Origin of the sequence: Chryseobacterium aquifrigidense (assembly GCF_006716485.1) — a bacterium.
Lineage (GTDB): Bacteria > Bacteroidota > Bacteroidia > Flavobacteriales > Weeksellaceae > Chryseobacterium > Chryseobacterium vietnamense.
Map to the genome: position 1 here is coordinate 1,193,219 of NZ_VFPD01000001.1, position 15,410 is coordinate 1,208,628.

9 protein-coding genes are annotated in these 15,410 nt (G+C 40.2%); 7 read left to right on the forward strand and 2 right to left on the reverse strand.

Annotated features, from left to right (window positions below; genetic code table 11):
• Window positions 1-21: 21 nt before the first annotated feature.
• From FB551_RS05250 to FB551_RS05275, 6 genes are all read left to right on the forward strand, one after another.
• Window positions 22-2,010 carry an alpha-L-arabinofuranosidase C-terminal domain-containing protein gene (locus FB551_RS05250; protein ID WP_142015709.1) on the forward strand — a complete coding sequence of 663 codons (1,989 nt, stop codon included), beginning with the start codon at window positions 22-24 and terminating at the stop codon, window positions 2,008-2,010.
• Between the two features lie 128 nt (window positions 2,011-2,138).
• The gene (locus FB551_RS05255) at window positions 2,139-3,839 is read left to right on the forward strand and encodes a ribulokinase (RefSeq protein WP_142015712.1); all 1,701 of its coding nucleotides are present in this window, start codon (window positions 2,139-2,141) and stop codon (window positions 3,837-3,839) included.
• Between the two features lie 27 nt (window positions 3,840-3,866).
• A complete protein-coding gene (locus tag FB551_RS05260) occupies window positions 3,867-4,577 on the forward strand; it encodes an L-ribulose-5-phosphate 4-epimerase (protein ID WP_142018071.1) in 711 nt (236 codons plus the stop codon).
• A gap of 39 nt (window positions 4,578-4,616) precedes the next feature.
• Window positions 4,617-6,113 (forward strand): L-arabinose isomerase, encoded by a 1,497-nt coding sequence (gene araA, locus FB551_RS05265; RefSeq protein ID WP_142015715.1) that lies wholly within the window; start codon window positions 4,617-4,619, stop codon window positions 6,111-6,113.
• A 27-nt stretch (window positions 6,114-6,140) separates the two neighbouring features.
• Window positions 6,141-7,298 carry an aldose epimerase family protein gene (locus FB551_RS05270; protein WP_142015718.1) on the forward strand — a complete coding sequence of 386 codons (1,158 nt, stop codon included), beginning with the start codon at window positions 6,141-6,143 and terminating at the stop codon, window positions 7,296-7,298.
• Window positions 7,299-7,301: 3 nt separating this feature from the next.
• Window positions 7,302-9,029, forward strand: coding sequence for a sodium:solute symporter family transporter (locus FB551_RS05275; protein ID WP_142015720.1), 1,728 nt, complete (start codon window positions 7,302-7,304; stop codon window positions 9,027-9,029).
• Between the two features lie 405 nt (window positions 9,030-9,434).
• On the opposite strand, the gene FB551_RS05280 is transcribed toward FB551_RS05275, so the two are convergent.
• A complete protein-coding gene (locus tag FB551_RS05280) occupies window positions 9,435-11,156 on the reverse strand; it encodes an RICIN domain-containing protein (protein ID WP_142015723.1) in 1,722 nt (573 codons plus the stop codon).
• Window positions 11,157-11,801: 645 nt separating this feature from the next.
• Entirely contained in the window at window positions 11,802-12,488 is a 687-nt protein-coding gene (locus FB551_RS05285) for an NUDIX hydrolase (protein WP_047430882.1), read from the reverse strand.
• Between the two features lie 514 nt (window positions 12,489-13,002).
• Here FB551_RS05285 and FB551_RS05290 point away from each other — a divergent pair.
• On the forward strand, window positions 13,003-15,378 hold the full coding sequence (locus FB551_RS05290; RefSeq protein ID WP_142015726.1) for a glycoside hydrolase family 127 protein: 2,376 nt from the start codon (window positions 13,003-13,005) through the stop codon (window positions 15,376-15,378).
• Window positions 15,379-15,410 lie beyond the last annotated feature (32 nt).

The window sequence follows — 15,410 nt, forward strand, 5'->3', positions numbered from 1 at the left end:
AGTTTTCAAAATATACGATCTATGATAACAAAAAATAAAATATTTTCTATCGCAATTTCCCTCAGTGCTGCTTTTTTTTCGGCTCAGAATAAGACGGTCCGTACCTTTGATCTGGATCTGAAAGAAACCTCTGCTCCTGTTAAAATACAGCCCACCATGTACGGGATTTTCTTTGAAGACATCAATTTTGCAGCAGATGGCGGATTGTATGCTGAGCTGATTAAAAACCGAAGCTTTGAATTTGATGAGCCATTTACAGGATGGAAACAGCCCAACACAAAAACACTTTCTCCTAATCTTGATTCCGGGTTTCTGACCATTTATTCCGACCCTGCCAAAACCAATAAAAATTACGCACGAATTACCGTTCTGAACGATAAAAATTATATTCTGGAGAATGAAGGATTCAGAGGAATAGGTATTCATCAGGGTGAAAATTATGATTTCAGTTTTGATCTGGAGAATGTTTCAGGAAATATTGCTGCGGTAAATGCAAGTCTTGTTGATGAAAGCGGTAAGGAAATTTCTTCAGTTTCCACACTTATAAAAGGAAAGGGGTGGCAGAAGTATACAGCCGTTTTCAAAGCACCGCAGACCATAGAAAAAGCAAAACTGCAGATCACATTTACAGGAAACGGCATTGTAAATATGGATATGATCTCACTTTTCCCTCAAAATACCTGGAAAGGCAGAAAAGGAGGATTACGAAAAGATCTTGTTCAGAAACTATATGATTTGCAGCCCGGATTTTTGAGATTTCCTGGAGGCTGTATTGTTGAAGGAAGAACTTTGGCAGAGCGGTATCAATGGAAAAAAACAATAGGAAATGCAGCAGACCGTGAATATCTCATCAATAAATGGAGTACAGGATTTCCACACAGGCTTACACCGGATTACGGACAGTCTTTCGGACTGGGATTTTTTGAATATTTCCAGCTTTCCGAAGATCTCGGCGCAGAACCTGTTCCTATTCTGAGCTGTGGTATGGCTTGCCAGTTCAATACGGCAGAACTGGTGAAAATGGAAGACCTTGATCCCTACGTTCAGGATGCCCTGGACCTGATTGAATTTGCCAACGGAGATTCCGGTACAAAATGGGGGAGAATCCGAACTGAAATGGGACATCCGAAACCTTTTAATTTAAAATTTATCGGAGTGGGAAATGAGCAGTGGGGAGCAGATTATATTGAACGCTATAAAGTATTTGAAAAAGCCATTCATGCTAAATATCCTGGTATTAAGATTATCTCTGGAAGTGGACCGTCACCTGATGGCGAGTTCTTCGAATATGGCTGGAAAGAGCTGAAACAGCTTAATGCACAGATTGTAGATGAGCACTATTACAACTCTCCTGAATGGTTCATGAAAAATGCCGGCAGGTATGACCATTATGACCGTTCCGGACCAAAAGTTTTTGCCGGGGAATATGCAGCCCAGTCTGTAGGTGTGGTAAAACCAGATAATAAAAATAACTGGTTGACCGCCCTTTCAGAAGCCGCTTTTATGACCGGTCTTGAAAGAAATGCAGATGTTGTGTATATGACTTCCTATGCACCGCTTTTTGCCCATGCTGATGGTTGGCAGTGGACACCTGATCTTATCTGGTTCAATAATCTGAAATCTTATGCAACCCCAAACTATTATGTTCAGAAATTATTCTCCAACAACAAAGGAACGGATGTACTGAAAATAGAAAGCAACAGAAAAGCGGTATCCGGCCAGGAAAAATTATACGCTACAGCAGTAAAGGATGTTAAAACTCATGAGATCATTATTAAAATAGTTAATACTGATACTCAGGCTAAAACAGTAAATATCAAACCCGGAACTCTGAAAACAGGGAAGAAAATAACCAAAATCCTTCTGTCTGCACCACAGCTTTCTACTGAAAATAGTTTCGATGCTGAACCCATAAAACCTAAAGAAGAGATTTCTGAAGCCAAAAATGGTGAAATTTCAACGGAAATTCCGGCCAACTCTTTAGTGGTTTTAAAGTTAAATACAATTTAATTAACTGTAAAACATGTGTTTATGAAAAATAAGTGTGTTTTTTACATTTATTTAAAATAGAATCTTATATTTGTTTTTATCTCATCAGGAGAATTTAAAATCTCAACAATCAAAAACGTTTCACCACCATGAAAAAATATGTTATCGGGCTGGACTATGGTACAGATTCCGTACGGGCCGTCCTTATTGATACTGAAAACGGTTCCGAAATAATTTCTTCAGTCAGCTACTACCAGAGATGGAAGGAAGGTAAATTCTGTAATCCCTCAGCCAACAGTTTCAGACAGCATCCTTCAGATCATATTGAAGGTCTGGAAAAGACTATTTCAGAAGTAGTAAGAGAAAGCGGGATACCGGCAGAGCAGATCGTCAGTATTTGTATTGATACTACAGGCTCTTCACCGCTTCCTGTAACCAGTGACGGAACAGCCCTGGCCCTGGTTCCGGGATTTGAAGAAAATCCCAATGCTATGATGGTTTTATGGAAAGACCACACCGCTATTCGTGAAGCCGAAGAAATCAATATCCTGGCAAGAACATGGGGTGGTGAAGATTATACAAAATATGAAGGCGGTATTTATTCTTCAGAATGGTTCTGGGCTAAAATACTGCACATCAGCAGAGCAGATGCAGAAGTAAAAAATGTAGCTTATAGCTGGATGGAACACTGTGATTATCTGACTTTCCTTTTATCAGATCATAAAGATCTGGCCACCTTTAAAAGAAGCCGTTGTGCAGCTGGTCATAAAGCCATGTGGCATGAGTCATGGGACGGTCTGCCTTCCGAAGAATTCCTCAACAGGCTTGATCCTTCTCTGGGAGCGCTCAGAGCAAGATTATACCGGGAAACCTATACTTCAGATGAAATTGCCGGTTACCTGAATGAAGAATGGGCTGCAAAAACAGGTCTTACCACCAAAACCATCATTACCGTAGGAACCTTTGATGCCCATTCAGGAGCTGTGGGAGCAAGGGTGGAAGAAAATACACTGATCAGGATCATGGGAACTTCTACCTGTGATATTATGGTAGCCTCACAGGAAGCTGTCGGGGATACAACGGTAAAAGGAATCTGTGGACAGGTTGAGGGCTCCGTAATTCCAGGATTGATAGGGCTTGAAGCAGGACAGTCTGCCTTTGGAGATGTACTGGCATGGTATAAAGATATTTTAATGTGGCCGGTTCACCAGGTTATGATGCAATCTGAAAGTATTTCAGATGAGCAGAAGACAAAGCTTGCTGAAGAAATGGAGACAGGACTTATCAGAAAATTAACCCTTGAAGCTGAAAAAATTCCTCTTTCAGATACCGTTCCGGTTGCATTGGACTGGGTAAACGGAAGAAGAACACCGGATGCAGACCAGGAACTTAAGGCAGCGATCAGCCAGCTTTCTCTGGGAACAAAAGCTCCTCATATTTTCAAAGCTTTAGTGAATGCTATTTGCTTCGGAGCTAAAAAGATCGTTGACCGGTTTGAAGAGGAAGGTGTGAAAATCAATAAAGTGATCGGAATCGGAGGAGTAGCAAGGAAATCGCCGTTTATCATGCAGACACTCGCTAATGTTCTGGATATGCCGATTGTGGTTGCCGCTTCGGACCAGACTCCTGCTTTGGGAGCTGCTGTTTATGCGGCCGTATCAGCAGGGATTTATCCTACCGTTCAGGAAGCAAGCATGAAAATGGGCTCCGCATTTGAAGCGGAATACCAGCCGAAAGCCGAAGAAGTACAGCACTACAGAGAATTAATGCAGCAATACCAGAAGCTCGCTGATTTTGTAGAATACAATACCAAGCTGAAAAACAACAGAAAAGAACTTCAGAACTCCTGAATATTAACCTTTTGAATGATACTCAAAATGAATACCTATAAAGAACTCCAAAGAGAATGTTATGAAGCGAATATGCAGCTGGATGCGCTGAAGCTGGTGGTTTATACTTTCGGGAATGTGAGTGCTGTAGACCGTGACAAAGGCATTTTTGCCATTAAACCCAGCGGTGTTCCTTATGACGTTTTAAAGCCGGAAGATATGGTGATTCTGGACTTTGATGCCAATGTCATTGAAGGCAGGCTCAGACCCTCTTCCGATACCAAGACCCATGCTTATTTGTATAAAAACTGGGAAAATATCGGTGGAATTTCACATACTCATGCGATCTATTCCGTGGCTTGGGCACAGGCGCAAATGGATATTCCTGTATTCGGAACTACCCATGCAGATCATTTAACGACAGATATTCCCTGCGCTCCACCGATGCGGGATGAACTGATTGAAGGAAACTACGAATACAATACAGGAATACAGATTCTGGAATGCTTTAAAGAAAAACAGCTCTCTCCGGAAGAAGTAGAAATGGTTCTGATCGGCAATCACGGTCCGTTTACCTGGGGAAAAAATGCTGAGAAAGCAGTCTACAACAGCAAAGTGCTCGAAACCATTGCCGAAATGGCGTATCTCACCAGACAGATCAATCCTGATGCAGAACGTCTGAAAGAATCACTCATCAAAAAACACTATGAACGTAAGCACGGCAAGAACGCTTACTATGGACAGGAATTTAAACACTAAACACTTCAACATAAACAACTATTAACGATCAACAAAATTATGTTAACACCCCTCAATACCAAAGAAGTCTGGTTCATCACAGGAAGTCAGCATCTATACGGACCTGAAACACTGGCGCAGGTGGCAGACCACTCACAGAAAATTGTGGCAGAACTTGAAAAATCTTCTTTCATTCCGGTAAAAGTTATTGTAAAGCCGACGGTAAAAACCACCGAAGAGATATTTGAAACCATTGCAGCCGCCAATCAGGCAGAAAACTGTATAGGAATTATTACCTGGATGCATACCTTTTCACCCGCCAAAATGTGGATCAGAGGATTAAAAATTTTACAGAAACCTCTTCTGCATCTGCATACCCAGTTCAACAGAGATATTCCGTGGTCTACCATGGATATGGATTTTATGAATCTTAACCAGGCAGCTCACGGAGACCGTGAATTCGGTTTCATGGTAAGTAGACTCCGAAAAAACAGAAAGGTAGTGGTAGGACACTGGTCAGAAGAAAGAGTTCAGAGGCAGATCGGTGACTGGAGCCGTGTTGCTGCAGGCTGGGACGACTGGCAGGGAGCTAAATTTGCACGCTTTGGAGATAATATGAGATTTGTAGCCGTTACAGATGGAGATAAAGTGGAAGCTGAAACCCAATTCGGCTTTTCAGTCAATACCTGGGGAATCGGTGATCTTGTAGGAGTTATTAACTCAGTAAGTGAAGGAGAAATAAAAAGCCTGATGGAAGAATATGAATCTTCTTATCACATGGCAGCCTCTCTTTTGGCAGGAGGAGCCCAAAGAAGTTCACTGCACACCGCTGCAAAAATTGAATTGGGACTTGGAAAATTTTTAAAAGAAGGAGGATTTAAAGGATTTTCAGATACCTTTGAAGACCTTCACGGGCTGGAGCAGCTGCCGGGAATTGCCGTACAGCGCCTTATGCAGAAAGGATACGGATTTGCAGGCGAAGGAGACTGGAAAACAGCAGCACTCGTACGCGCCATGAAAACAATGGGGCAGGACCTTGAAGGAGGAAATGCCTTTATGGAAGATTATACCTATCATCTGGATCCTTCCAATCCTTCCATTTTAGGTTCCCACATGCTGGAAGTAGATCCTGTGCTGGCAGCCGGAAAACCTTCATGTGAGATTCATCCGCTGGGAATCGGGGGAAAAGCAGATCCGGTGCGTCTCGTTTTCAATTCCAGAGGAAACATTGATTCTCTCAACGCTGCCCTGATGGACTTTGGAAACCATTTCAGACTGCTGATCAATAAAACCAGAGCATTGGAAATTACAGAAGAGTTGCCAAAACTTCCGGTAGCAAGGGTTTTATGGAAACCTCTTCCTGATTTATATACCGCCGCAGAAGCCTGGATACTGGCTGGAGGAGCGCACCATACATGTTACAGTGAAAACATTTCAGCAGAGCAGCTGGAGGATTTTGCTGAAATTGCTAGAATTGAATCATTAGTTATTGATGAAGATACCAGAATGCGTGATTTCAAAAATACACTTCGTTGGAATGAAATGTATTATCGTTAATTAATTTTAAAAAATATGTAAATAATTATGAAAAAAGCAACACATAACGGCATTTTTATTTTATTATTTTTAATTATTTTCGGCTGCAGAAAAGAAAATAACAAACAGGATATTTCAGGAAAAATGGAGAATGTGCATACTTCAGACTATGGAGTGACGCCAAAAGGCGATTCTATTAAAAAATATACTTTAAGCAATAAAAACGGGATGAAAGTTGAGATCATCAACTTCGGAGGAATTATCACTTCTTTAACCGCTCCGGACAGGAACGGGAAATATGAGGATGTAGTCCTTGGCTTTACAAAACCAGAAGGGTATTTCAATGGCAACCCGTATTATTTCGGTGCATTGATCGGAAGATATGGTAACAGAATTGCCAATGCTAAATTCACACTGGAAGGTAAAGCATACGAAATCGATAAAAATGATGGACCCAACAGCCTTCATGGAGGAAAAGAGGGATTTCATACCAGATTCTGGAATATTGAAGTGGTAAAAGATGCAAAATTTCCAACGTTGAAATTATCCTACACCAGTGCAGATGGTGAAGAAGGATATCCGGGAAAACTGACAACAACCGTTTTCTACACGCTTACGGACGACAATGCTTTGGAAATCTCCTATGAAGCAGAAACTGATAAGCCAACAGTGGTAAATCTTACCCAGCATTCCTATTTTAACCTGTCAGGAAATTTCACTAAAACGATTACCGATCACGAGCTGCAAATTAATGCAGATCAATTCCTTCCGGTTAATGAAACCCTGATTCCTACCGGTGAGCAGAAAGCCGTAAAAGGAACTCCTTTTGATTTCACGGTTTCAAAACCTATCGGGAAAGATATCAGTGCAGAGGATGATCAGCTGAAAAAAGGAAAAGGATATGATCATAACTGGATACTGAATGGAAAAGGTCTGAGAAGCATCGCCAAAGTGTATCACCAGGGAACAGGAAGACTGATGGAAGTCTTCACAGATGAACCCGGTGTGCAGTTTTATTCCGGTAATTTTCTCGACGGAAAGTTTGACACCAAAACCGGCGGTAAAAATGAATTCAGAACTGGGTTCTGCTTAGAGACACAGCATTTCCCGGATTCACCGAACCAGCCTTCTTTTCCTTCCACAGAACTGAAGCCCGGACAGAAATACCAGTCGAAAACCATCTATAAATTCTCCGTTAAAAACTAAACCATGGGAAAATTAGCAACTATTGATATTATCATATTCCTGATCTATTTCGTAGTGGTAGCTTCCTACGGACTATGGATCTATAAAAAGAAAAAATCTGAATCTACAGGAAGTAAAGATTATTTCCTTGCAGAAGGATCTTTGACCTGGTGGGCGATTGGAGCCAGCTTAATCGCTTCCAATATCTCTGCTGAACAGTTTATCGGGATGAGCGGTGAAGGTTTCTTTGTCGGAATTGCTGTTGCCGCTTACGAATGGATCGCTGCCCTTGCATTAATTATCATCGCAGTTTGGTTTATTCCGATCTATCTTAAAAATAAGATCTATACCATGCCCCAGTTTCTGGAAAGAAGGTATAATAAATCTGTTTCGCTGATCATGGCAGTCTTCTGGCTGTTTCTGTATGTTATTGTGAATCTTACTTCCATTCTTTACCTTGGAGCTCTGGCTATTGATACTTTACTGGGAGGAGAACACCTTCACGGTATTATGATCGCTCTTTTGCTTATGGCCCTTCTGATCGGACTTGGAGGAATGAAAGTAATTGGATATACAGATGTTATCCAGGTAGCAGTCCTTATTATCGGAGGTTTTGCAACGGTTTATATGGCTTTGCAGATTGTAGACCAGAGAATCAACGGAGCGGCTGTAGGAAATGCGCTGGCAGGATTCAATACCCTGATCAATGAAGCTCCGCAGCACTTTAAGCTGATTCTTGAAAAACCAACAACGACCACAACTACGCTGGCAATGCCTCAGAACCTTGATGTACAGAAGTATGTCGTGCTACCGGGTCTGGCTATGTATTTTGCCGGCCAATGGATTGTTAACCTGAACTATTGGGGCTGTAATCAGTACATCACCCAGAGAGCTTTGGGAGCAGATCTGAAAACGGCAAGAACAGGGATTTTATTTGCAGGTTTCCTGAAACTATTCATGCCTGTGATCGTAATGCTTCCGGGAATTGCCGCTTACGTTTTATATTCAAAAGGACACCTTCCGGGATTTAATGGAGTAAAAGACGGAGCCTATTCTGCAATCTTAGGATTTCTACCTTCCGGTCTTAAAGGGTTGGCTATTGCAGCATTAACGGCAGCGATTGTCGCTTCCCTGGCAGGAAAAGTAAACAGTATCTCAACCATTTTTACCCTCGATATCTATAAAAAATACCTTAAAACAGACGCCACCGAAATTCAGATGGTGAGAACAGGCCGCTGGGTAATCATTATCGCCATGATGGCTGCACTGGCATTCACCTGGACAGATGTTTTGGGAATTGGGGGTGAAGGAGGCTTCACATTTATCCAGAAATATACCGGCTTTATCAGTCCTGGAGTTTTTGCCATGTTCCTTCTGGGAATGTTCTGGAAAAGAACGACTGGTACAGCGGCCTTGGTAGGAGTTATTTTAGGCTTCGTCCTTGCGATCTTCTTCAACAGCTTTGCCGTAGAAATTTTCGGGAAAGAGACATGGATGTACACTGCTTTCACTTATGAAAAGCTGGAAAATGGAGTAGTGCATACCATTACCGAAATTCCTTTCCTGATCAATATGGGATGGTCATTCTTTATCACGATTATTGCCATGATCCTGATCAGTCTTGCAGGTCCGAAAATTAATCCTAAAGCTTTTGCCATTGATGCTACGATGTTTAAAGTAGACAACAGAACTTTAGTTTTGATTGTGATGACACTTCTTTTACTAACTGCTTTGTATGTAAGGTTTTGGTAAACGAACGTTGAATATGAAAAAATGAATGGTCAATAGTGAATTCGTTTCACTGTCAATTTTTAAAAATTTATCATTGACTTGCGAAGCAAAATTGACTTTTTACATATAAAAAAACAGGATGCTTAAAAAGCATTCTGTTTTTTTGTTTCAGAATTAGCTAAATGCACTTCTATGGAGCTTAGTTCATTTCAATATATTTGAACCTGAACTTTAGTTTTTGATCGTGATGACATTGCTTTTTACTGACTGCCTTGTATGTGAGGTTTTGGTAAAAGCGAATGATCAATAGTGAATTCGTTTCACTGTCAATTTTTAGAAATTCACCATTGTCTTGCGAAGCAAAATTGACTTTTTGCATATAAAAAAAACAGGACGCTTAAAAAGCATCCTGTTTTTGTATTGATATCAGTTCATCCCAATATATTTGAACTTGAACAACTGACACGAAGTACCATAATAATCCCAAAGGTGTAAGTTTGAATTACCATCCATGGTACAGTTGGGAATGTCCCAGCCACGTGTAGGGTCCACCTTGGACAGGATTTTGTAGTAACCATTAGAAGCGGCAACTACCTGCCAGCTTTGTGCATCGTTACTATAGCTTTGCCAAAGCCGGATTGCAGTTCCCAGTGTATTGCTGTTGCTGGCTAAATCAATACAGCGATTGGATGCACTCGCTTTAGATACAAAGCGCCAGTAGCCATTACCCGCATCAATGGCAACCCATCGCTGTGCAGAAGCGCCATTTCTTGTCCATGGTCTTAGCACTGCACCATTGGAATCCTCTCCGGATTTCAGATCAAGTACTTTATTGGCATCGGTCTGAAATTCGATTTCGTAAATGCCATTGTTGACCAGGCTGCTGTTTGTATTACAGTTTCCAACAGGATAATTGGAGGATGCATATTGCTGGAACCACTGTTTAACTGGTGCGGCGCAGGCTTCCCAATCGTTGTTGTAGGCTGTTCCTGCATTAGGATCGCCTTTGTGGAGGAGATTATCCGGGGCAAGAACATTCCAGCTTACATTGCCGGCCTGATCCACAATATATTTTAAATTGGCACCAAATCCGCTTCCGCCTGCCGTACCTGTTGTACCAATACCGAAAGTACCATATCCTTGTGGGGCCCAGTCGGTTTCTGTAATAGCAATCGGTGCAATGTCAGCAATCGGTTTAACATTGATATTCCATGCATTCTGAAAGGATTGATAGTTGTTGACACCACCCCAATACCCAGGATAGATATGAACAGCATAACCAATATTACCGCCAGTGATCTGGTTATTGACATAGCCTTGATAATGTGATTGCCAGCCTGTACCCGGTATCCAGCAAACATTATTGGCCCCGTTGTTACGGATGATGTTAACCAGTGGCTGGAAGAAGTTTTTAAGCGCGGCAAAATGCTCGTTGCCCGTTGATCCCCATGTACCGTTTGTTCCAAGAATCTCAACAGGTTCATTGGCAAGTTCAAACATTACATTGTCAGCATTCTTCAATCCGGGATGTTGAGAGAGGAAAGTCCATACCGTCTTAAGATAGCTATGATAGGCATCGTTCACAGCAATACGGCTCGGACATACGCCTGGTGGACGTAGGATGACATACATTCCCAAGCTGCGGGCATGGTTAATCAGTGGGATTATCACCTGATCGGTATATGTTACCAGACGGTTATAATTGAATCTTGAGATATCGTTTTCAGGGATAGCCGGTCCGGGATCATTGGTCCAATACGGATCAATATGGAGGCGGATGTAATTGAGATACCAGCCATCAGCAGCGTTGCTGAGCTTGTTCATGACTGCTTTATTATAGTTAAGAGCGCCCTGTACATTATAATTATCCCAGGTACAGTAACCGGAATTAGCACCATATTGACAGCCATTGAACCAGGGGCTGGGAGTTATAGCGACACCATGTAAGACAACATTATTGTCACAGGGATCTTTAAGGTATTTGCCTCCAACATGCAGCATTGGTGTTGCTGCCAATGCTCTTGCGCTAACGCTGGCACTTAAGTTGGTTTCTGCTTCTTCTAGTAGATTTTTTTCATCCATCGTAGAACAGCTGGAAAGAATGATTAACAGAAAGGCCAGAAAAAGCCACATTTTGTTTGTTTTCATATTTGATATATTTAAAGGTTTGGTTTTATTTTTTAGCTTTCAATAACTTGTTTCCCATCCTGCACAGGAGTATTGCGCAGATAAGTAAAACTTTCTGATTTATTGACGCTGGATTTGAATGAGGATTGATGCTATATTGTTCTATTAAAACTACTCAACTACTTGTTTCCGTTTCTTCAACAATGGTTTTAACAGAACAATTGAATCATTTCTATTCAGTTTCTGATTTGAAAATCTTTTTCTTCTCTTTTTTTCTGGTTTCCCATGAAGGTGAGGATGGGTTTGTGAAAATCTAAGCTTCCGTTAAATATGGTTATTAGTTTTATATAAAAATAAGCATAATATTAAATATAAGTCAATATTTTATTAAAAATTAACAAAAAATTACATATCATAAATACGATTATAAACCATTTAATTATAATCTATTGTGTGGTAGGAGAAAATAAAAAACCTTATCATAAATTTTTATTGCGATCATTCTGAAAAAAGTGAAAATAACTGTTTGGTTTGCTTGAAATTGTCGGTAAGTACAAAAAAAAATCTCACAAAAGTGAGATTTCTAATAAGAGTATGCGGAATTTGTATTACTCCAAACTGTTAACTTTCTACAAATTCATTTTCAAAAGTATACAGTTGTATAGATTAGATCTTAAACATAAATCCGCGGGAGATTTTTTTGTTGTATTTTTTTTCGTCAAAGCGGTAAAGAAAAGATCCTTTTCTGGAAGAGGTCATATCCTTTTTGTTGGTATTCAAAAGAATATCCATACTGTTGATCTTGCTGGTAAAATTCCGTTTATCAAATTTTTCATCAAAAATAGCTTCGTAAAGATTCTGAAGATCCTTCATTGTGAATTTTTCAGGAAGAAGCTCAAACCCGATAGGTCCTGTGGAAGCTCTTCTCCTCAGCCTGGCTACAGCATCCTTTACCATTTCATTATGATCGAAGATAAGATCAGGCGCTTTCTGCAGTTCTACCCATTCTGCACTGTACTGCTCATTGATCTGAATATCTTTCTCAATATTGATCAGTGCATAATAGGAAATAGACATGATTCTTGCTGTTGGCTCACGGTTAATTTCCGTATAGCATTTCAGCTGTTCAAGATAAATATTTTCAAGACCGGTTAGTGTAAAAAGCACTCTGTTAGCTGCTTCATCTGAAGTTTCTTCACCGCCAACGAAGCCGCCCATCAGTGACCATTCGCCCATCTGCGGTTCAAAATTTCTTTTTACAAGAAGTATTTTTAGATTTTCGCCATCAAAACCGAAAATGATACAGTCAACGGCAACAAGGTGTTTGGGATATTGGGAGTAATCCTCGGTCATCTTTTATATTTTACTACAAAGGTAAATCTTTTATGAATACAATATTATATAAATGTGATTATTACACTTTTAAATATAAATGATTTATTTCATTAAAATTATTCTTAAAGCATATTTTGGGAGCTTGATGAGTTGGTAAAACTGAAAATTATCACAAAAATCAGGTTAATTATACATGAATGGAATGTTAAAGTTGTGTTAAAATTAGATTTAATGTTAATAATAATTAAGTAAAGAGGCTTACTGTTAAAAATACGATAAGGTATTCAGTATATCGTTGGTTTTTTTATCAAAATATATTCTCAACTCATTTTCATAGGGAATCATATGATTTTACAGCTTTGTTTTTTTGTTATTTTAATATCTTATTTTTTATGATAAGCTACTGCGTTTTTTGCTATTTTCAGGGCTTTGTAGAAAGTTTTAAATAAAAAAATAACTGAATCAGACGTTAGAAATGTTTTGTATATAGATTCTTTCCATTATTTTAGAAATGTTGAATTAACATTTATCCATGACTTCAAAACTTTCAGTTATTTTATTATGTTTTGTTTCATTTACCTCTGCACAGGTGAAGAAAAAAATTCATTATTTCCCTTTGGAAACTGTAAAATTATCAGAAAGTATTTTCAGTAAAGCTATGATGGCAGACCGTCAATATATCATGGCCATGGAACCGGACAGATTGCTGGCTCCTTACCTTAAAGAAGCCGGACTGAAACCCAAAGCAGACAATTATCCCAATTGGGAAAACACAGGGTTGGACGGCCACATAGGAGGACATTACATTTCCGCATTATCCCTGATGTATGCCTCTACAGGAGATCGGGCAATACAACAGAGAATTGATTACATGATCAGTGAACTGGCACGCTGCCAGAATATCTCTCCGGACGGATACATTTCAGGAATTCCCGACGGGAAAAAGATCTGGAAAGAAATAAAACAGGGAAACATTCGTGCTTCAGGCTTCGGTTTGAATGACCGCTGGGTTCCATTATATAATATTCATAAGCTGTACTCAGGATTACGCGATGCCTATTGGTATGCGAAAAATGAAAAAGCAAAAACAATGCTGATCAGACTGACAGATTGGATGTTGAATGAAGTATCAGGCCTTTCCGATGAACAGATTCAGGATATGCTGCGCAGTGAACATGGAGGACTCAACGAAGTTTTTGCAGATGTGTATGAGATCACCCATGACCGGAAATATCTGAAACTGGCTCACCGCTTTTCCCATCAGACTATCCTTACACCGCTTTTAGCAGGTGAAGATAAGCTGACAGGACTTCATGCCAATACACAAATTCCAAAAGTAATCGGATATAAACGGATTGCCGATCTTGAAAATAATACGTCCTGGAGTAATGCCGCTGATTTTTTCTGGCATAATGTTACAGAGAAAAGATCTTCAGTTATTGGAGGTAACAGTGTGAGTGAGCATTTTAACCCTGTCAATGATTTCAGCAGCATGATAAAAAGTATTGAAGGTCCGGAAACTTGCAATACATACAATATGCTCAAACTCACTAAAGAGCTTTATGCAACCCTGCCAGCATCTTACTACATTGATTATTACGAAAGAGCATTATACAATCATATCCTTTCCACAGAAAATCATGAGCAGGGAGGCTTCGTGTATTTTACCCCAATGCGTCCCGGGCATTATCGTGTATATTCACAGCCTCAGACCAGCTTCTGGTGCTGCGTAGGATCCGGAATGGAAAACCATGCGAAATATGGAGAAATGATTTATGCAAAGTCGGATAAGGATTTATATGTAAACCTGTTTATCCCTTCCACACTAACATGGAAAGAGCAAAATGTAGTGCTCCGTCAAGTCAATAACTTCCCGGAAGTTCCTGAAACAACATTGATCTTTGATGCTGCAGGGAAGTCAGAATTTGATGTAAAACTAAGATGTCCGGAATGGACGACACCTTCAGAAGTACAAATTCTGATCAACGGAAAACAGGAAAAAGTACAGCGCGGTTCTGACGGTTATTTTACCCTTACTAAAAAATGGAAAAAGGGAGATGTCGTAAAAATGATTTTACCCATGCATATCTCCGCAGAACAGCTGCCTGACCATTCCAATTATTATGCATTTAAATACGGGCCTGTAGTGCTTGCTGCAACATACGGAGCCGAAAACCAACAGGGACTTCTTGCGGACGATAGCAGAGGAGGCCATATTGCTCATGGTCCGCAGATCCCTTTAAATGAAATTCCGGTTATCCTTGGGAATTCCTCCGAGGTTGTCAATCATGTTAAGCCCTCCAACAATGGACCGCTCAACTTTGCCATTACAGGACTTTATCCGGCTGAAAAATTCGGAAAAGGCTTAAGTCTTGTGCCGTTTTACAGTATTCAGGCAGAAAGATATATTCTGTACTGGCCACAGTCGGACAAAAACGGAATAGAAAATACATTGAAGCAAAGGGCAAAAGAAGAAGCTGAAACCAGAAACCTGGATATGATCACGGCAGATAAGATCCAGCTGGGCGAACAGCAGCCGGAATCAGATCATTTTATAGAAAGCAAAGACTCCGGCACAGGGTATATGGAAGACCATCATTTCCGTGAATCCAAAAGCTGGTTCAGTTACCGGATGAAAAATAACGGAAAAAACGCTTCATTCCTTTACCTGCTGTATTTTGATGCCAATAACAATCGTACGTTGAATATTGAGATCAACGGTAAAAAAATCATTGCTCAAAATCTGGAAGGGAAGTCCGGAGCTTCACCTCAATATCTGCTCCTTCCGATACCGGATTCAGAAAAGAATAAAGAAAATCTTACCGTAAAATTCCTGGCGGATGAAAAATTGATGACCGCTAAAATCATTGAAGTCCGTATACTGTCAGAAAATTACGAAAAGAAATAAAGCTTAACCAAAATTAAAAACAGATTTTTCCC